The organism is Microcoleus vaginatus HSN003 (genome assembly GCF_022701255.1).
In the GTDB taxonomy this organism is placed as follows: domain Bacteria; phylum Cyanobacteriota; class Cyanobacteriia; order Cyanobacteriales; family Microcoleaceae; genus Microcoleus; species Microcoleus vaginatus_B.
Genome location: NZ_CP031705.1, coordinates 3556203 through 3575223 on the forward strand (window position 1 = coordinate 3556203; position 19021 = coordinate 3575223).

A 19021-nucleotide genomic window follows, 5' to 3' on the forward strand; every position below is an offset into this window, starting at 1 on the left:
AAAAACTAATGAGATGCCTGCGATTAGCGTTGAAGAAGCCAAGCAGAGTCTGCAAGCTATCTTGGAAAAGGTGGCCAAAGGAGAAGAAGTGACAATCCTACACGAAGGCCAAGTAGTAGCTCGCGTAGTTCCGCCGCTATCCAAGGAGCAGCGGTTAGCTAGGCGTAAAGCATTCCGAAACTCCATTAATGTCAAGGGCGAGCCGATGAGTGCAACAGTCATTAGGCTAAGAGAGGAAGCACGGTATTGATTTATATAGATACTATTAAAGTAAAATTCAGTTATTAATTGCCGTAGCTGAGGGCTAAAAGTTCGATCGCCCTTTTGTCAACGAAGCTGCACTTATGCCTCCACCAAAGGTGCATAGCAGGATTTCATATCCTCGCGGGAGATGATTTTAGTTGATGTTTCCGCAGGTTCTAATCCCTGGCGAGCGTTGAGCCAAGGTGTCTCGGATTGCGTCAATTCTGCAAGATGTTTAGCACTTAATTCTCCATAAGCATTCCAAACTTCTTCGAGAACCTCGATTTCATCTTCATCAAATTCTTCTTCAAAATTATCGGGAGCGGGAATATCGCTATATTTGTAAGCTTTGTACTCATCCCAAACATCGCGGACAATGGGGCCGGAAACCCAAGCTTCAATATCTTGATCAAATAGCGGCTGGCTTCTAAAGACTAAACTCCAAGCTTGTGCATAATACACGAGCTTTTGCAGTTTCAGCCCAGAAATGGTATCGCCTGCTTCTCGATCGAGACGGCATAAAAAGTAACGAGCTACGTCAAGAGCACTTTTCATAGTTTTAGGATTTGAGTAATTGGACAAATTCACTTTTGATGCTAAGCTATTTGGTGCCTTTAAAAGTACGATCGCAATTACGATCGCCCTTTTCCCCTCACAACTACATTTCTCTCCCCAACTCTCGCAACCTTTGAGCTAATTCTTTCGAGCTGCTGCTGAGCTAACTCGTCATGCCAACCAGGTTCATCCGGCTCGACCCTAGGTAAATCTTACATCGCCGGCAGCCTTTGCTTCGGAATGTCGATCGCCCCCATGCCAGCGACGCACAATGCTGGATGGGAAACATCCTCAAGACTCACTGCTACTGGCAGTCATACCATTTTAGACTTGAGATTTTAGATTTTAGATTGGCAATGACTTATTATGTAAAGGTTTGGAGCTGGCCTACCGTTGCATCCTTTTTTCAAACTGGCGGTCAAAATCTGGTAGTTCTATTTTATCGCCCGAATTATCCCAACCAGCAATTAAAGTCCCCACCTGCGGTACGCTAGATCAGGTGAATATATTGGCTGATTTCAAGCTATCCTCCGATCGATCTTATGTCCCCAACCACATCTGCCCCTTCCCGAACCGTTCGCATCGGTTCCCGCAAAAGCCAACTCGCTCTCGTGCAAACCCACTGGGTGCAAGAACAGCTACAGAAACACTTCCCGGAACACACTTTTGAAGTCCACACCATGTCAACCCAAGGGGACATAATTCTTGATGTCGCCCTTGCTAAAATTGGCGATAAAGGACTTTTCACCAAAGAATTAGAAACGGGGATGATTAACCATGAAACGGACTTTGCCGTTCATTCCCTCAAAGATTTGCCTACCAATTTGCCCGAAGGTTTAATTTTAGGATGCGTCACCGAACGGGAAAATCCCGCTGACGCCTTGGTAGTTCACTCCAAGCACAAAGACAAGCAACTCGACACTCTCCCAGAAGGTTCCGTAATCGGCACTTCTTCCCTGCGGCGGCTGGCTCAACTTCGGCATCATTTCCCTTATTTTGAATTTAAAGATATTCGCGGCAATCTCAATACTCGACTCGCTAAATTAGATGAGGGCGGTTACGACGCGATTATTTTAGCAGTTGCCGGCCTCGAAAGATTGGGAATGGGCGATCGCATCCACCAAATTATCCCTGCTGAAATTTCCCTTCATGCCGTCGGACAAGGTGCTTTGGGCATCGAATGCCGCGCCGGAGACACAGAAATCATGGCAGTGATTAAAGCTCTCGAACACTCGGAAACCGCCCAAAGATGTTATGCCGAACGCGCATTTCTGCGGGAATTAGAAGGCGGCTGTCAAGTGCCGATTGGTGTAAATACCAAAATAGAAAACGGTCAATTAACCTTAACTGGAATGGTATCGAGTCTCGACGGCCAGCGATTCGTCAAAGATACTGTTTCCGGTGCCGCCGAGACGGCTGAAATGCTGGGAATTGACCTCGCTCACCGCCTGCGGCAACAGGGAGCTAGTGAAATTTTGGAGGAAATATTTGTCCAAGTTCAACGTGGTTCCTAAACCCGCTTGGCATTTCTTTGTCAATGCTTTTAGACGCGATATATCGCCTTTTATACAATAAAAATAACAGGCGGTTCGCTTTTGCTTTCACAGGTAGAGTAACAGTATGATTGTAGATTTTTGGTAGGGACTTGAGAGAGGACTTGCGCGATAGATTTCAAAAATATCTGACTAATGTATGACGCTCCGCACGGGTGTTAATTAACCCGGTTTCTGATGTAAGTCTCGCTGTATAGCCCAAGATTTATGGTAAAAACCGGTTTTTTGTCGTAAGTCCTAAAATTCTCAACCGGCCCATCCAAAATCTACAATCAAACATCCAAAATTAATCAGCAATTTATTTCAGGTAAAGGTCAAATATGAGCGCTAGAGAACTTCAATTAAAGCTGGAATTGAAAAAGGTTCAGCAACTGTATAGCAAAATGCAGGCAGACCAACAAGCTTTGCAGAAGCAATTGAAAGAGTTCAAAACTCAAGCAGGAAATTTTTCGGATGTAGTCGAGCAAGTCTTGCCGTCCCTAGTTTCAATTTACGTCATGGATTGGGATACACAAGAAGAGATTTCTTCAGGGAGCGGGTTCTTTGTATCGCCGGACATAATTGTCACTAACTATCACGTTGTAGAAGATATTGCGGATCAAGATTACTTCTATGAAGAAGATGAAATCGAACAGGTTTTAGTGGAAACTAACGACGGAAAATTGAGATTGGCAGAGGTGGTGTTTACTGGTAATGCCGAAGAAGATTTAGCATTACTCTTAATTAGCGATTTTACCTTCGACCCGAACACAGGGGAACAAGTGGAATCTCCTCAAGAATATCCTCCCCTAGAGTTGTCTTTTGATGTGAAAGTCGGAGATAGAGTAATTGCTGTGGGCAATCCTTTGGGGCAGTTTGCTTCAACTGTAACTCAAGGTATTGTGAGTGCAATTCGCCAACCCGAGGAATATGAAGAAGGCGATGACGACGAAGATGATGTGGGTGAGGTAAAGGTGTTGCAAACTGATGCGGCTATTAATCCCGGCAATTCCGGCGGCCCGCTGATTAATATGGCCGGTCAAGTGGTTGGGGTGAATACGTGGGGATGGGAAGATGCTGATAATATTAATTTGGCGATCGCCTCTGAAGCTTTGGATGATTTTCTAGCGGGATTTGAGGAGACTTTTGAGGACAATTCTCAGAATTAGTCGGGAGTTATCCGTAATATGTGATTCGGGCGTTGGCGAAGTTTGCAGAAGAGGATCGCTCTTTTTATGAGAGGGGATGAAAAAGGCGATCGCTATTTCCTTAATTACATACTGATAGCTTGGCGGACGGTTTTACTAATGCGTAAAGATGAGCAAAGTTCATACAATTTTTGATGTTTACCGTCACTCAGAAAGTGACAGATAAATTTGATTAGATCGTGAAAATTGTCGCGGGAGGGAAGTCCGGGCGTTGGCGAAGCTTGCAGAAGAGGATCGCTCTTTTTTTCACCGCACAACGACGCGGATGGAAAAAGGGCGATCGCATTATTGAATAAACTGCGATCGCTACAGCAACTCAGATTTATACTTGTTTTTGGACGGCGCGTTAATATTGTGTCGCTCGCCATTTAAACTTAATCTAGACTAACAATCTCCAGGAACACAAAAAAATAATGCGTATTTTATTTGTATCCGCCGAAGCAGCACCTCTCGCCAAAGTCGGCGGTATGGGCGATGTCGTCGGCGCTTTGCCTAAATTTCTGCGGCGCATGGGACACGATGTCCGCATCTTCATGCCCTACTACGGTTTTATCCCCGACAAAATGGACGTTCCCAAAAAACCCGTTTGGGATGGGGGTGCCATGTTCCAAAGCTTCTCGGTGTTTGAAACTGTTTTGCCGGGAACCGATGTACCTTTATACTTAATGCAACATCCATCTTTCTTGCCGCGCCGCGTTTACGGCGGTTTAGATGAAGATTGGAGGTTCACTTTCTTTGCCAATGCTGCGGCTGAATTTGCCTGGAATCATTGGAAGCCCCAAATTATCCACTGTCACGACTGGCATACGGGGATGATACCTGTTTGGATGAGCCACGATCCTGATATCAGCACAGTTTTTACTATTCACAATTTAGCTTATCAAGGGCCGTGGCGCTGGCGTTTGGAGCAGATGACTTGGTGTCCTTGGTATATGCAAGGTCACAATACAATGGCTGCCGCAGTACAGTTTGCCGATCGAGTAAATACAGTTTCACCCACTTACGCCGAGCAAATCAAAACCCCAGCTTATGGGGAAACTTTGGAAGGTTTGCTGTCTTACATCGGTGGCAAAGTATCGGGCATTTTGAACGGAATTGATACAGAATCTTACAACCCCGCCACAGACAAGTACCTCCATCAACAATTTAGTGCTGATACTATTGAAAAGCGCCCAGCTAATAAAATTGCGCTGCAAGAAGAAGTCGGTTTGGAAGTGAATAAAAATGCTTTTTTGATCGGCATGGTGACGCGGCTGGTAGAACAGAAAGGATTGGATTTGATAATTCAAATGCTCGATCTTTTCATGGCCTATACCGACGCTCAATTTATTGTACTCGGAACGGGCGATCGCTACTACGAAACCCAACTCTGGCAAATGACAGCCCGCTATCCCGGTCGGATGTCTACCCAACTACTTTACAACGAGGCTCTCTCCCGGCGCGTTTACGCAGGCTGCGACAGCTTCCTGATGCCCAGCCGTTTCGAGCCCTGCGGCATTAGCCAAATGCTCGCCCTCCGCTACGGGTGCGTGCCAATGGTTCGCCGCACCGGCGGTTTAGTCGATACCGTTTCCCACAACAACCCGATCGACAATACTGGTACCGGTTACTGTTTCGATCGCTACGAACCCCTGGATTTGTTCACCTGCATGATCAGAACTTGGGAAGGTTTCCGCTACAAAGATAAGTGGAGAGAACTGCAACAGCGCGGCATGAGAGAAGATTTTGGCTGGGATATTTCTGCTCGGAAATACATCAACTTGTACAGCGATATTTTGGGACTGCCACCCGAAGGAATCGCACCGGAACAAGAGCCAGAATTGATTGTTGGCAAGGGTTAATTGGTAATGGGTAAGTTGACTGTTGACAGTTGACTGGTGACAGTTGACTGTTGACAGTTGTTATTTGTTAGTTTTTGGTTCCAATGCCCAATTCCCAATTCCCAATTCCCAATTCCCAATTCCCAATTAATCAACAAATAAATCGAGAGGTAAATGACCGTAAGTGCCACTAACTCCACCTTCTGAGGCAGATTGACACGAAATCAAAACGCCCCGGTAAGTTCCGGGATAGCCGTCAACATAATACGACCCCTTCAAAGTATTGAACTTAATATAAACCGAACCAGCAAAGGTCGAGACAGCATTGGGATCTAAAACAGCTTGATATCCCAAAGCTTTCAAATAAGCTTCTAAAGCTAAAAACCCCTCATCCGTCGAAGCAGCGCACACTCCCAACATTTGATAATCCGACAAACTTGCTACCAGCAAAATCGCTTGACGGAGGGTCTGTTTTTCCAGCGGCGATCCTACAGATTGCATATCCAGACAAGTGAAATCTTTGAGGATTTGCTGTGCTTCTTCAACAGTTAGGGTAGTCGGGTTTTGAGTAGACATGAATTGCTCTGATATTTCCCAAAATTACGATCGACAATCGGGCACTCGTCAACGAATTTCTGTCATTGCAACCCTCAATCGACGGCGGTAACACTTGCACAAGTCCTGATTATAGCCCATTGTGGACTCTGGCAATCAATTCGGGCGATCGTCTTCCAGGGCTTAGCCAAGGCCTGTATAGCACAAAAAATCTAGTAGTTTTTACCAATGTTTTCAAGTTTAGATCAGTCCCCGTTTTTTCAGCTTTGCTAGCGCATCTTCTGCCGCATTTTTCTCCGCATCTTTTTTGCTTTTGCCTTTACCTTCTCCATAGAGTTTCTCTGCGACATAAACTTTAGCCAGAAATTCCGGCTTGTGGGGTGTACCTCCTGCTTGGACTGTCACGTATTTGGGGGGAGTCGTGTCACCGTTGGCTTGTACCCATTCTTGAAAGCGATTTTTCGAGTCTACAGTCGATCGAGTTTCCACAACATTTTCGGGAACAGAATCAAACATTTGTTGCACAAAGTTGCGAACTTTGTCCATATCTTGCGTGTCGAGATAGTAAGCACCAATAAATGCTTCAAAAGTGCTGCTGAGCAAATTTGGATTGGTAATCCCACCTTCTCTATAAGCTCCTTTGCCGAGCCGCATTTTTAAGTCTAAACCTATTTCAGTAGCAAATCTGGCTAATTGTTTTTCATCTACTAATGCAGAACGCCGGCGAGTCAGTTGGTCTTCTCCCATTTCTGGGTGACGCTGATAGAGATATTCGCCGCTGAGAAAAGTCAGCAAAGCATCGCCGAGAAATTCTAAGCGTTCGTTGTCTTCTTCGCGGAATGTGGGGTTTTCGTTGACGTATGAACGGTGAGTGAGCGCTTGGCGCAGCAGTTTTTCATGGTGGAATTCGGGAAGGGTTATTTCTATCTCTTGTGTTGGATTAGTTAATGGCATAGGAATTTTGTAAGGGTTATTCTTTGTGGACTTTGGTGGTGTTAGGTGGACATAAAATAGCCGCAAATAGCGGTTAGTTTGGAGAATCTAGTTTATCAAATAAACTGGATTTTTGCTATCGGCGGTGAGGTGAAATTTAAGAGATATTTGGTGTTATACTATTAGTCCGTTAGTCCGTCAGACCGCCAGGGGTTTTAACCCCTGGCTCATAGCTAAAGTCCTCTGAAGAGGACTGAAGATTGTGTTTTTTTTAACGGTCAGTCGGTTTTAACCGACTTTAGCTATTAGCCAGGGAATTCATTCCCTGGCGGGCTGTGTTGCTTCAAGCAGATAATTTATCTGCTTCTATTGATAACTTTTTTTGATTTTCAAGTTACGGTTTCAATCCTGCACACAAACTAGACAATTCGTCTACATCATGAAAGTTATCCTCACCAACAAGGTTAATCAGTTTTTCGTTGGCACTTTGGCGCCGTGCAAAAACTATGACTGTTTTACCCAAAGCCATCAAAACAGTGATTAAACCTGCAAAGTCCCTATCTCCTGAGACTAGGATGATTATCTCAGGAGAAGGCTTAATTGCAACTCGTTTAATACAGTCAAAGACCAATTGTTTATCTGCACTATCTGGGTCTGAATAGGGGACATCAAGGCCTTGAAAGCCCAGATTTTCTAGCCGATTTTTGTCATCAACTTGATTTTCCTTCTGCGAGTTATAGTAAAACTTTGGGCAATCTAAACGCCCTTTTGATTTGGCAAAATCGACCAATAATGCAGCTTCATTTTGCTTTAAGTGAACGTTCTGACCATCCCAAAGTATAGCAACTCGCTGAAACTGGCTTTTTTGTTTTCCTGTGCTTCGATGATTGTCCGCCATTGTATTATTTCCTAAAATTAGGTGGGCTGGACAGCCTCGACATATCACGCATCTAGCATTAATGGAGTGTTGTCTGTGGGTTTGCTCATAAACGAACTTCCCCCAACCAGACAATCTGTTACCACTAAAACACTGTAACTTTGTAGGGATTTGATTAGCGTCTTAGCTACAGGGTTTACAGAACTGGAACGAGTTTAGTAGCAGCCCGTTGAAGGGAAATGGAACTCAATAATGTTTCGATTTTCTCAAGCTTCTATCAACTTGTTAAAACGACATTAGACTTACTTTCCGCTCAACGGGGTGCTAGAAACTTGCCCCAGTTTTATAAACCGTGTAGCTAAGACGACTCAATCAACATTCCTTCATTTTGAATGCGCTCTTTAGTTTGAGCTGTGCTTTTACGCTAGCCTTCTAATTATTGGATGTCAAGTGTTCACTCAAAATAATTTTCTTACATTCTTAGACATCTCACCAACGTTTTCGCTAACCTGAAAGCGATCGCCCTGATACACTTTACCGGATCGCCCGTCCCCCAATAAAAACCCTCTCCTCCTCCCCCCGCGAGCCCCTCTCTCTGCGGGCCCATCGCGCTGATCTCCGGCATTTGAACACTAAATGTAAAAATATGTTGCAAAGTTGGTACTGTTGTGTTAAGTTTAGTTACATAAGGTTGAAATTAAACGAGGTTTCTGGTCATGGAAAACAAAGACGCAAAGTTGGGCTTCACGGAGTTTGCTGAAACCTGGAACGGCCGTTTGGCAATGTTGGGCTTCGTTATCGGCTTAGCTACCGAATTCCTCACCGGTCAAGGCATTCTCTCTCAAATCGGTTTGATGTAATCAGCTTAACTGCATACAATAGCTGTAATTCTGTCGGGCGATCGACCCCTTCACAAGTGCAAAAGCCCCCCCGCGAATAAGTCCCCTTCACTTCACACGGAAGGGGGCTTTTGCATTTTATATCCAAAAATCCAACAGATAATCCAATCAAAAATCTTTTCTGTCTCCCTCTTTATGGCGAGACTAACTCCAGCAAACTAAGCAATTTCTACAGAATCAAACATCCTCAATTTAGGAGTCAAAGTGGCAACCTTCACCAAACCGTCTCGTTTGTGAGTTCCCGCACCGTTACCTAAAATCATCTCCGACAGATCCGGCATTTCCTGCCAGCAGTGCGAGCAGAACCAATAAACGCGATTGTGGCGAGCGTGGCGGAGCAATTTAGAGGAGCAACAAGGGCAACTATTCATGATATTTTAAACCTTTTTTAAGATAATGCAGCGATAACCGAATCATTACAAAGATTGACGAGTGCCGGTGCATCTCAACTCCAGACACAACAATAAAAAAATTCTTTCACTCACAACTTTGAGCGTCGCGCAAGTAGCGCTTTTGGAGGCCCAACAGTAACACTACAATCAAAAGCTGAACGCTCCAAGGAGCCCAAGAGAAACCCCAAATAAAACAACCCATCCCGGCCCAAGCCACAAGAACAAAAATATCTTGAGAGGTTTGCCAGTAAATCCAGACTGCTGCCAGAGAAACTATTAGTAGCAAAATGTAAGCTGAGGGCATAGTTGTCTTCTCCTAATGTGTCTGCCAACAGTCAGGAGCGATCCCTGACGTTCTGCTTAAACATAAAACTAAAACCTGAAGAACTTATGAAGACGAGTGAGTTGTCACAAAAAGTAAAATACTCCTACCAGCTTATATTTGTCCGAAAAATCCCCAGAAATATTCAGTTCATGGCTGAGGTCGAATAGGGTTAAATAAGCGCCTACCAATAGGGACTTAGGCCTCCCTAATTGGTATCAATTTCACCCCAAGACCGACAGGGTTGAAACTGATACCGGACTGAGGTTTTTAGTCTTAAGCTGACAGAACGAAAGGTAAGGCGCCTAAGTCGCTACAGATATCCTGCCCGCTCGACCCGATTCGATCTCAGGAACCATACCAAAGAAACCAAGTTTTTTTAACTCTCTTGGCCTGCCAAACTACTGCTTGAAAAGCTGCACAATTCCCTGCGCGCGATCGATCTATTCTTGCTCCCAGCCCAAAGCCTCAGCGACCTGAGCCGCCAAAAACATCGGCTCAAAAGGCTTAGCAATCACGCTCACCACCCCCAAATCCGCGAACATCCGCCTGTCCCCAGCCAGAGCCTTAGCTGTCAATAAAATTACCGGAATGTGCTGCGTAGCATTATTAGCTTGTAACTGTAGAAAAGTAGTAGGCCCGTCTTGGTCGGGCATCATCACGTCCAATAGAATAGCATCAGGCTGTTCGGCAAGAGCCTTAGCAACGCCCTCGCGGCCCGAACTCGCTGTCAGGACTTCCCAGCCCCCCACCAGTTCAAGACTGACTTGAGCTACTTCCCGAATATCTTCCGCATCGTCAATAACCAAGATGCGCTTGGCAGTCAAAATTAACATTTTTTTAGGAATGAGAACTGATCACACATTAGAGGCGAAATGTGAATATTTTGTAAAGCAAATTATCTTACCAGATCGGACTTTACAGTAAATTTTCAAAACTGTAGAGCAGATGTTGAAGAAAGAATGAACAAGGAAGACCGAAGTTGCCATCACGCGGCAGGATTTCAACTAAGAACATCCTAACCGTCGGGCGCGGTTGCTGTAAAATATCCCACCCAAAAAAGCCGCTTTTCGACCTCAAATCCCGCTTTTTGCCTGCAATCCCCGAACGGCAGAAAAGGCTGAGATTGTTTGTCGAGAACTCGATCGAACAATCTGCACAAAATCACTAACTTTGGCTACACCTGATGAGTAGAAATTAACTTTCAGTTGCAAGCCCCTCCCTTAAAACAGGCAGAGTTAAGAAAAAAGTGCTGCCCTCCCCCAAAACGCTCTCCACCCACATCCGCCCCCCGTGCTGCTGCACGATACTGCGACAAATAGCCAGCCCCAAACCAGTACCTCCCTTCTGACGAGAATCAGAAGCATCAACCTGTTGAAAACGTTCAAAGACCATCTCCAGCTTGTCTGCGGGAATACCCCGCCCTTGGTCTTTCACAGCAATCATGATGTACCACGAGCTCGTCGCTGACAAGTGCGGATGGGCGGCGGCACGCTCAGGAGACAACAAAGACGGGGACGACATCGGCTTGTGCCCTGCTTTTTCTGGCACATCCGGATTGTGGCTCAACTCCCCGCTCAGCCAAACCGTAGCGCCGGAGGGAGAAAATTTTATAGCATTACTGAGTAAATTTGTCAAGGCTTGAATTAGCCGATCGGGAACAGCTTGCAATTGCGCCGCCACAGGCTTCACCGACAGAGTAACTCCCGCCTGCTGAGCCATTCCCTGCATCTCGTCAGCCGCCTGCAACATCAGCTCAGCCACATTGCAAGTTTGTTTGATAGCAGTGCTGTAACTCGACTCCATCCGCTCTAAATCTAGAATGTCGTTGACCAAGCGCACCAAACGGTCAGTGTTAGTGACAGCAATCTCCAGCATCCGCTTGGCTTTCTGGGGGTAAGCGTCCAGCAGGCCGCTGTTGAGGAGGCCTAGAGCACCGTGAATCGATGTCATGGGCGTCCGCAGTTCGTGGCTGACAACAGAGATGAATTCATCTTTCATGCGCTCGACGGCAAGCCGCTCCGTGATATCTTTAAAAGTCACTACAGCTCCAATAATTTCGCCTTGTTCTCGCATCGGAGCGACAACGTACTCAACCGGAAAACTACTGCCGTCTCGTCGCCAAAAAACCTCATCGGTGACGCGCCGCGCCTCTCCGTCTTCCAAGGTGGCTAAAATTTGAGAACTTACCCGCTGAGACAGCCGTTTGCCCGCCTGCGGTGCGGCGCAGTGTGGAACCCGTTCAGAGGCGGAATTGACGTTTGTTGCAGGTGACAGTTGCTCGATCGCCTTTGAGCCTTCTTCCCGTGAACGATGTAAGCTTTCATAGAGTGGTCGATCGATCAATTGCTTCGATTCGCACCCAGCCATTCTCACCGCCGCAGGATTGACAAAAGTTACTTTTCCCTCTTTGTTCAACCCGCAAATTCCTTCTCCGGCGGAGAACAAAATCATTTCTGTTTGGTGACGGAGTTGTTCAAAGGCTTGTTCGACTCGCTTGCTGTCACTGATGTCGCGAGCGATGGTGGAAACGCCCGTTACCGCTCCAGTGGCATCTTTAATCGGAGAAATCGTCAGGGACACATCTATGTGTTGACCGTCTTTCCGCAAGTGCACGGTTTCGTAATGGTCGATGCTGGCTCCCGCCCTAATATTTTCCAATATTTGGGGCATTTCCTTGGGGCGTTCGGGTATGGCTAAAATCTCGATCGACTGCCCCTTGATTTCCGCCGCACAGTAGCCGTAAATTTTCTCGGCTCCTGCGTTCCAGCTCTGAATTGTCCCGGCGAGGGTTTTGCCGACGATGCCATCGTCGGAAGACTCGACAATCGAGGCCAAGCGCACGAGTTCGTCTCTCGTTTGCTTGTGTTCGGTAATGTCGCGACCCAAAATCACTATACTTTTGCGTCTACCGTCGGGGTGAAATACGGGTACTTTAATGACATCGTAAATTTTTACAGTACCGTCCGATCGGGGAATCATTTCTTCCCCCCTAGAAAGGATACCTTTTTCCCACGCTTCTCTATCGCTTACCTCGCACGCCTGTAGGGCCTCGCGGTAAAAAATGCTGAGTTCTCCTAGCTGAGAATCTTTGAGACCGCGATAGTCTATTTTTTCTAGCCCGAAAACTTCCAATATTGCTTGATTTGCCTCCAGCCACCTGCCCTCGCCATCTTTGAAGCAGACAATATCTGGCATGGCATTGATCAGCGAGTTGAGGTAGGAATTTTCTCGCAGTGCAGTTTCTACCTCGGCCCGCTTGGCGATTTCCCGTTGCAGGTTTTCGTTTGCCGTTTGCAGCGAGTCCTTTAATAAACTTTCTGTAAAAGTCTGTTCTTCTATTACTTTTTGAAGTCTGTGGAGTTCTAGCGACAGCCGCCTGCGGGCCAACAAATTCTCTACCCGCAAGTACAGTTGGGCGGGTTCGGCGGGACTTACTATCAAATCGTCTATTCTGCGATCGAGTTGTTTTGCCTGCGGCGAAAATGGCTGCTCAGAAAGAACAGGCGTTTGGGATTTACTAAAAAGCAAAAACGGTAAAAATATCGGCTCGGCGGCAGCTTTTAATGATTCTACCAGTGGCCCGATACGCTCGAAATTTGCCTCGTCGAGAATGCACAAGTCAAAAGCGATTTGGGGAAAGGGAAATTCGGAGTTGGGATCTAAAGCGCGATCGAGTACGATCACCTCATGCTCGGTGTTGAGGTGGGCGATCGGCAAATTAGGTTGTTGGTGGCGATCGACCAAGAGTAAAATGCGGCTCATTAGTTTGTTAATTTCCCCATGACTAATGATATAATGTCCGGTAAATTAACCATTATATGTTTGGGAGTCAGGACGTAAGTCCTCTTTTTTATGAGGGATGAATCCCTCACTACAAACAAATTTTATAGCCCTCGATCGACCGGACGCGATCGAAACGATCAAGGTATTAGGTAGTCAGACTTGAAGCCCAAATTTAATATAATTTGATAATTATTTAATTGTTTGTTGGTTCAAAAAATGACTAATGACTAAGGACTAAATCAGGGGGCGGGTTTATATTTATTTGGGTTGTCAGTTCTATTTTGCTGGTGAAACCCGCCCCTACAGACTAATGACTAATGACTAATGACTGATGACTTTTTACGGCATTCCGATCGGAATCAAAGCATCTTCCGGCATACAGGTAGAGTAACGCTCCCCTTCCGATAAAACCGCAATCAGTCGCAGCGACCAGTCGGGCATAATCTGCAAATCCGCCCAGGGAACTGCTACCTCCAAACATTTATCCAGTCCTACTTGGGCCCGGCTGATGCGGGGATGCCATTCATCGCCCTCTCCTGCTTCCTGAAACCAAATCGATTTCGTCAGCAAATTAATCTCTAACTGATGGTGGTATCGATAGTTTAGCGGTGCTTCGTCAGGTAAACCAGACAGCGGAATCCGACTGTTGTTCATTGTGTGATCGGGATAAAACCAGAACAAATTTAACTGCTGCGGGCAATCAATTCCCGGCCGCACCCCTACTTTGAAGTCGGCGCGAACGTAAAAATTCAAGTGGTCAACCCCGTACCAAAGGCGCTGAATTGCCGAACTTCGGTGCATCGTACCCCTTGCTCCCCCAACTTCAATCCGGCCCGCTTTGTCCCAATCCTGTTCGTTGCCGATACCGTCAATCACCGGGTGAATAAAGCTCAGCGGCAGGTGGTCGCCTTGAACCTCGTGCACCTCTACTTGCCGGCGCACTTCCGGGGGTACGGGCTCGCCGAGAGCTTCGTAAATTCCCGCTACGTGTTCACGAAATAGCTGGTCGAACATGGCATCTTGGTTCGATGTGTGGCCTTCGCCAAACCACCAGAACCAGTCGGAACCTTCGGCCGCATAAAGCGCTTCCCAAGCTTCTGGGTTGCTTTCTTCTGTGGCCTCTGGATGGTTTGCCAGCATTTGTCTGGCGGGCCCTAACAAGTCCCAAGCGCGATTTTTCGCGGGATCGCCGATCCAAGTTGTGAGGGAACCGTCTACCCAGGAACCGGTGTGCAGTTGGGCTGCGGGAATTGTTTCGGTTGCTGGGAATTTGTCGAGAAATTCCGAGACTGTGACTAATTTGATATCTGGATTGTCGCTGAGAGTTTGATAGAGGGATTCTAAGAACGGTTTGCCGTCTTGGGGATAGAATTCCCAGCAATTTTCGCCGTCTAGGGCGATCGTAACTAACCAGGGATTTTCTAAAGCTGTTTGGCCGTCGGGTTGTCGATGTTTGAGAGTTCTGCCGATCGCTTCTAAGTGTCCAACTAAATCTGATGCTGCTTTTTCCGGTTCCATCGAACCGTAGGTAAACCCGATCAAGTCGGACAATCTGTGGTCTCTAAATACTATGGCTAAATCGCCGTCAGGAGTTTCTAAACGGTAAGGGCGATATAACAATTCTGGTTCGTAGACATTCCCTGCCGCGTCGCGGTTGAAAAAGTGTTTAATTGTCCACCCCAATACTGCTTCGTCCGAGACGATCCATTTAAAGCCTTGTTTGGCAATGTAGGGCAAAATTTCCGGACTGACTGCTTGTTCCGAGGGCCACAAACCGCGCGGTTGGCACTCAAACCGGTCTTGATACATTTCCCAGGCTTTTCTCAGGTGTCGGGGAATATCTTCTTCCCACTGAAACCTGTGTTGTGGCAGCGTCATGTTTGGAATGGCTATGCGACCGCCGTTGGTGTCGGCAAGCAGCGGTAAAATCGGGTGTGTGTAGGGGGTTGTGGAGACTTCCAATTGTCCCTCAGCTTGCATTTTACGGTGCTGGGGAATGATGCGAGCGAGGATTTCTTTTTGTTTTGAGTAGATGTTTTTTCTGTCTACCAAACTAAAATTTTGTCCTTGTTTGAGCCACCCTGCAATCTCGGGGTCGTCCCAAAACAGCGGGTCAATCCAAGCTAAATTGTGCCACGCCAGCAAGTCGCTAAAATCCTGCAATTTCCAGTTTGCCAAACACCACTGAATGCCTTTTTCCTGCCGCTGAGTGTAGAGTTGAGCGTAGCGGGGATGCGGCTGAATCAGGGTGTGGTAATTGGCGTCAAAGAAGTGTTCTAAAATGAACTCTTGTTCTGCGATGTTTAAAGTTTCTGTTGGCTTTAATGTCACCGCCAAGTAAGGGTCTAATGCTTTGTCTGCTATGCAGTCTTCTATCTGCAAAATCAAGGAAGGAACCAGGTTTACAGTTTGATGCAGCTTGGGATATTTTGCCAGCAGGAGAACTAAATCCAAGTAGTCTTTGACTCCGTGCAAGCGTACCCAAGGCAGTCGGTAATCGGCTGCTGCTGTGCTAGTTGATACTCGGGATTTGTAGAGTGGTTGGTGTTGGTGCCAGATGAAGGCTACATAAAGGGGGTGAGACATTGAACTTAGTAATTGGTAATTGGTAATTGAATTTGGTAATTGGTAATTGGTAATTGGTAATTAAATTGGGTAATTGGTAATTGGTAATTAAATTTGGTAACAGTCAACTGTCAACTGTTAACTGGTAATTGGTAACAGTCAACAGTCAACTGTCAACCGTCAACCGTCAACCGTCAACCGTCAACCGTCAACTGTCAACTGTCAACTAACTAATTACATTACCTGTTCGACTTCGGCAATTTCTGGGATGGCCTCGCGCAGACGGCGTTCAATGCCCATTCTCAGAGTCATGGTGGAACTCGGGCAAGAGCCGCAAGCTCCTTGCAGTCTCAGGTGTACGACTGGGCCGTCGATTTCTACGAGTTCGACGTTGCCGCCGTCGGATATCAGGTAGGGGCGCATTTCATCGAGAACTGTTTCGACGTTATCTCTGGTTAGTGCTAGTGTCATATTTCGCCTCTGTGATGATTTCTTGCAGTTGATTGTGTTCGATTTGAGCCAAGGGCAGCATTCTCAACCGCGCGAGATTTAAGAAACCGGGTTTCTTGAAAAAAGACTTGCGTACTCAGATGAGCTAGCTGCAGTAAACCTGGTTTCTGTCACGCTGATGCTCGATCTGAATTCGCTCTCTCGTTCGATCGTAGCGTTAGTTGTTGCTAAATCAAGTTGATTCTCATACGTTAACCAAAAAAACCCGTTTTATTTAAGAAATCGGGTTTTTGATGGCGCTACACTACTGCTGGTTCTAGCAGTTTGACGTTGGAGTAGTTGAACTCGGTTGTTGTCTGTTGACCTTTTTCTTTGGCTCGAACTACTTGCTTGGTCATGACATAATAGTCGCCTACCTTCTCAAAGGTATCTTCAAATTCAAGTTCTCTGATGATTTCGTCTGTTTGGGGGTTGCGGAAAACGGCATCGTAGTGGCTAGCCAAAGAACCTTCGGGAGTCTCTAAGCTTTTGTGCGTGTCAATTACGAAAGCCATGCGGCCCATCACCCGGCTGACTTGACAAATTGAGAGACCTCGGATTTTATAATTCGAGCCCATTGAGTCGCCTTGCACCAAGATGTCCACAGCGTCGGTGCTGTCCGTCTCGCCCAGGGTGAAGCTATTTTTGCCGTGAGATTTTTCAAATGTCGAGCGTTTGCGGTGGGTGACAATATCGCGCATTTGGGTGTAGACGCTTTGCTGCACTTCCTCATCTTCAATGCCGCTGACTTCCACGCTCATGTCGGGTTTGATAGAAACATGACCCGTATATACTTCGTCGCCCTGTTTGAGTTCAATATCGGCACTGTAACCGGGAAAATTGGCATCCCAGGTATAGCGGTGTTCGTAAGCAGCGCGAAACAAATCGCGAGCGTTGGCTTGCTCTGTCATAAATCCCTCTTTCTCTTGACACCCATCTAGTTTAGCTTAACCGCGAGAAGCCCCACATTCACTGGGTAGGGGAGTTACCCGCACTCCTGGCGAGCACTTGTTGGGGGTGCTGCTGGGCTGGCAATTAGGGCGCAACAAGAATTTACTTTCTCTATCGGTTGCTATGATTTGAAAATAAAGTCCCCAAATGCCTGGTTATTGAGAGCGCGATCGGGCGATCGCCAGACACCAGTTTTAGTTATGGGTTATGTTGAAAAAACTTGTGTCCGCTTTTTAGGGGTTGCACCCGCAGGCAACTATTAGATTCCCCCCTTAATAAAATGCTAGAAACTGTCTACAAACACTTAGAAACATTGCAGGAACAAGCTAGGGAATTGCCACCCCCGCAACAGGCAATTTTCACAAAAATTTTGGAAGATTTATCAAATTCTCTACAGGAAATAGCAGGCAGCCGCTTGTTTGAAAGCGCCACAAATAACGCCGCAAAGCTGGTTGAAATAGAAAAAAATAATCGCCTCTTGGAACGCACTGTAGCCCAGCAAGTAGGGCAAATTAGACAACTACGGGAGGAGTTGGAAAAACAAACCAGCCAGCATCGCAGGGACACTCAGGCATTAACTAAAAGTGAAGCCAAACAGCAAGCTATGCTGCGTAATTCTCCCGATCTAATTAGCATTGTTGGCTCCGACGGGCGAGTTCGATACCACAGCGGATCTCTACAGCGGCTTTTGGGTTACAACCCAGAAGAAAGAATTGGCAAATTTCACGGCGAGTTAATCCATCCAGACGATTTACTGGCTTGGCAGGGGTATTTTGGTAAGTTGTTAGAATCTCCCGGAATTGGGGGGGCAATCGAATATCGGAAACGCCACGCTGACGGTTCTTGGATCTACATGGAGTCGATAGGTAACAGTTTGCTTTATGATTCTAGCGTGCAGGGAATTATAATTAATTCGCGGGAAATAGGGGAACGAAAGCAAGCCGAAATCGCAGTCCGAGAGTCGGAACTCCACTACAGAGTTATGTCGCAAATTACTTCGGATTTTGCCTATTCTTTTAAGGGACTGCCCGACGGCAAGTTTGCCTGCGAGTGGGCGACAGAAGCTTTTGAGCGCTGCACCGGGATCGTTCCTGAAGAATTAGAATCGTTTGGTTGGTGGAACTCGGAACTCGTTCATCCCGACGACAGGGAAATGTTAATTAAACAGTTAGAAGGCTGTAATTTCAGCCGCACTGGAGCCAATGAGTATCGCATTATTAATCAAAAAGGCGAGGTGCGCTGGGTGCGGGACTATTGGCAAGTGGTGTGGGACAAAACTGCTGAACGGGTTGTCCGTTTGTGGGGCGCTTGTCAGGAAATTACCGATCGCAAGCAAGTAGAATTGAAACTGCAACTCGTTAACCAAGTTTTGCAAGCCCAGATAGCATCGGCGCCACTGGCGATTAACTGTACTAGCAATGACGGCAATACCGTTGTTTGGAACCGCGCCGCCGAACAACTTTTTGGGTGGACTGCGGCTGAGGTTTTAGGGAAACCTTTACCGAATATTCCTGAAGGCCAAAAGCAAGATTTTTACGCGCTGCTAAAGTCTGCGTCTAATGGCAAACCGCAAAACGGTTTGGAAATATCTTTGTTGAAAAAAGACGGTAGTTCGATCGATGTTTGGCTTTGGGCCGCACGCGTGCGAGATGCGGGCGGCCAGACTCTCGGCAGTATCAACATATTTTCTGATCTTTCAGAACGCAAGCGCATAGAGGAAGAGCGCAAAAAACTAGCAGCGATGAAAGATATGGAGGAGCCTTTTTGGGCGCGCTATGTCAGCCCTCCAAAAACTCCGAAAAAAAAGGGTGAGCGGTAGTTCTATTAAAGCAAAACTTAAAAACATTAAGAGTGTGAAACTGCGGTCTTATGCTGGAAATATTATTTGCGGTAA

Annotated in this window: 20 protein-coding genes; 8 read left to right on the forward strand and 12 right to left on the reverse strand. The window is 46.5% G+C overall.

Translation table 11 applies throughout. The features are described from left to right. The first annotated feature begins 13 nt into the window (after positions 1 to 13). Positions 14 to 250, forward strand: a complete 237-nt coding sequence (locus tag D0A37_RS15400; protein WP_242715616.1) for a type II toxin-antitoxin system Phd/YefM family antitoxin — start codon at positions 14 to 16, stop codon at positions 248 to 250. Positions 251 to 342: 92 nt separating this feature from the next. Here D0A37_RS15400 and D0A37_RS15405 read toward each other — a convergent pair whose 3' ends face one another. Further along, positions 343 to 798, reverse strand: a complete 456-nt coding sequence (locus tag D0A37_RS15405; protein ID WP_242715618.1) for a Panacea domain-containing protein — start codon at positions 796 to 798, stop codon at positions 343 to 345. A 19-nt stretch (positions 799 to 817) separates the two neighbouring features. On the opposite strand from D0A37_RS15405, the gene D0A37_RS29050 reads away from it, so the two are divergent. The 3 genes from D0A37_RS29050 (at position 818) to D0A37_RS15415 (ending at position 3499) form a co-directional block, all read left to right on the forward strand. Continuing rightward, positions 818 to 940 carry a hypothetical protein gene (locus D0A37_RS29050; RefSeq protein WP_278187071.1) on the forward strand — a complete coding sequence of 41 codons (123 nt, stop codon included), beginning with the start codon at positions 818 to 820 and terminating at the stop codon, positions 938 to 940. A gap of 400 nt (positions 941 to 1340) precedes the next feature. Further along, a complete protein-coding gene (gene hemC, locus D0A37_RS15410) occupies positions 1341 to 2312 on the forward strand; it encodes a hydroxymethylbilane synthase (protein ID WP_242715620.1) in 972 nt (323 codons plus the stop codon). A gap of 359 nt (positions 2313 to 2671) precedes the next feature. Continuing rightward, a complete protein-coding gene (locus D0A37_RS15415; RefSeq protein ID WP_242715621.1) occupies positions 2672 to 3499 on the forward strand; it encodes a S1C family serine protease in 828 nt (275 codons plus the stop codon). A 104-nt stretch (positions 3500 to 3603) separates the two neighbouring features. Here the strand turns inward: D0A37_RS15415 and D0A37_RS15420 are convergent, their stop codons facing one another. Beyond that, positions 3604 to 3906, reverse strand: coding sequence for a hypothetical protein (locus D0A37_RS15420; protein ID WP_242715622.1), 303 nt, complete (start codon positions 3904 to 3906; stop codon positions 3604 to 3606). A 45-nt stretch (positions 3907 to 3951) separates the two neighbouring features. Between D0A37_RS15420 and glgA the strand changes: the two genes are divergently transcribed. Further along, positions 3952 to 5379, forward strand: coding sequence for a glycogen synthase GlgA (gene glgA / locus D0A37_RS15425; protein WP_242715623.1), 1428 nt, complete (start codon positions 3952 to 3954; stop codon positions 5377 to 5379). 126 nt (positions 5380 to 5505) lie between these two features. Here the strand turns inward: glgA and D0A37_RS15430 are convergent, their stop codons facing one another. The 3 genes from D0A37_RS15430 to D0A37_RS15440 all read right to left on the reverse strand — a co-directional run bounded on the left by D0A37_RS15430 (position 5506) and on the right by D0A37_RS15440 (position 7744). Next, a complete protein-coding gene (locus D0A37_RS15430; RefSeq protein WP_242715624.1) occupies positions 5506 to 5934 on the reverse strand; it encodes a DUF1824 family protein in 429 nt (142 codons plus the stop codon). A 219-nt stretch (positions 5935 to 6153) separates the two neighbouring features. After that, positions 6154 to 6867 (reverse strand): ribonuclease III, encoded by a 714-nt coding sequence (rnc, locus tag D0A37_RS15435; protein ID WP_190739146.1) that lies wholly within the window; start codon positions 6865 to 6867, stop codon positions 6154 to 6156. 373 nt (positions 6868 to 7240) lie between these two features. Continuing rightward, complete coding sequence (locus tag D0A37_RS15440; protein WP_242715625.1) at positions 7241 to 7744, reverse strand: NYN domain-containing protein; 504 nt, start codon at positions 7742 to 7744, stop codon at positions 7241 to 7243. A gap of 695 nt (positions 7745 to 8439) precedes the next feature. On the opposite strand from D0A37_RS15440, the gene D0A37_RS15445 reads away from it, so the two are divergent. Then, the gene (locus tag D0A37_RS15445) at positions 8440 to 8583 is read left to right on the forward strand and encodes a CAB/ELIP/HLIP family chlorophyll-binding protein (protein WP_006632525.1); all 144 of its coding nucleotides are present in this window, start codon (positions 8440 to 8442) and stop codon (positions 8581 to 8583) included. Between the two features lie 197 nt (positions 8584 to 8780). On the opposite strand, the gene D0A37_RS15450 is transcribed toward D0A37_RS15445, so the two are convergent. The 7 genes from D0A37_RS15450 to D0A37_RS15480 all read right to left on the reverse strand — a co-directional run bounded on the left by D0A37_RS15450 (position 8781) and on the right by D0A37_RS15480 (position 17087). Further along, positions 8781 to 8993 (reverse strand): hypothetical protein, encoded by a 213-nt coding sequence (locus tag D0A37_RS15450; RefSeq protein WP_242715626.1) that lies wholly within the window; start codon positions 8991 to 8993, stop codon positions 8781 to 8783. Positions 8994 to 9099: 106 nt separating this feature from the next. After that, positions 9100 to 9318 (reverse strand): hypothetical protein, encoded by a 219-nt coding sequence (locus tag D0A37_RS15455; protein WP_242715628.1) that lies wholly within the window; start codon positions 9316 to 9318, stop codon positions 9100 to 9102. A 461-nt stretch (positions 9319 to 9779) separates the two neighbouring features. After that, positions 9780 to 10172, reverse strand: coding sequence for a response regulator (locus D0A37_RS15460; RefSeq protein ID WP_242715629.1), 393 nt, complete (start codon positions 10170 to 10172; stop codon positions 9780 to 9782). 361 nt (positions 10173 to 10533) lie between these two features. Next, positions 10534 to 13101: a PAS domain S-box protein gene (locus D0A37_RS15465; RefSeq protein WP_242715630.1), complete on the reverse strand. Its 2568-nt coding sequence runs from the start codon at positions 13099 to 13101 to the stop codon at positions 10534 to 10536. Positions 13102 to 13461: 360 nt separating this feature from the next. Then, positions 13462 to 15708: a glycoside hydrolase family 57 protein gene (locus D0A37_RS15470; protein ID WP_242715631.1), complete on the reverse strand. Its 2247-nt coding sequence runs from the start codon at positions 15706 to 15708 to the stop codon at positions 13462 to 13464. 213 nt (positions 15709 to 15921) lie between these two features. Further along, positions 15922 to 16158, reverse strand: a complete 237-nt coding sequence (locus tag D0A37_RS15475; RefSeq protein ID WP_006632519.1) for a NifU family protein — start codon at positions 16156 to 16158, stop codon at positions 15922 to 15924. A 278-nt stretch (positions 16159 to 16436) separates the two neighbouring features. Further along, positions 16437 to 17087, reverse strand: coding sequence for a DUF3386 domain-containing protein (locus D0A37_RS15480; protein WP_242715632.1), 651 nt, complete (start codon positions 17085 to 17087; stop codon positions 16437 to 16439). 168 nt (positions 17088 to 17255) lie between these two features. Here D0A37_RS15480 and D0A37_RS29055 point away from each other — a divergent pair, with 168 nt between their 5' ends. Next, complete coding sequence (locus D0A37_RS29055; protein WP_278187072.1) at positions 17256 to 17390, forward strand: hypothetical protein; 135 nt, start codon at positions 17256 to 17258, stop codon at positions 17388 to 17390. Positions 17391 to 17407: 17 nt separating this feature from the next. Continuing rightward, positions 17408 to 18946 carry a PAS domain S-box protein gene (locus D0A37_RS15485; RefSeq protein WP_242715633.1) on the forward strand — a complete coding sequence of 513 codons (1539 nt, stop codon included), beginning with the start codon at positions 17408 to 17410 and terminating at the stop codon, positions 18944 to 18946. Positions 18947 to 19021: the final 75 nt, after the last annotated feature.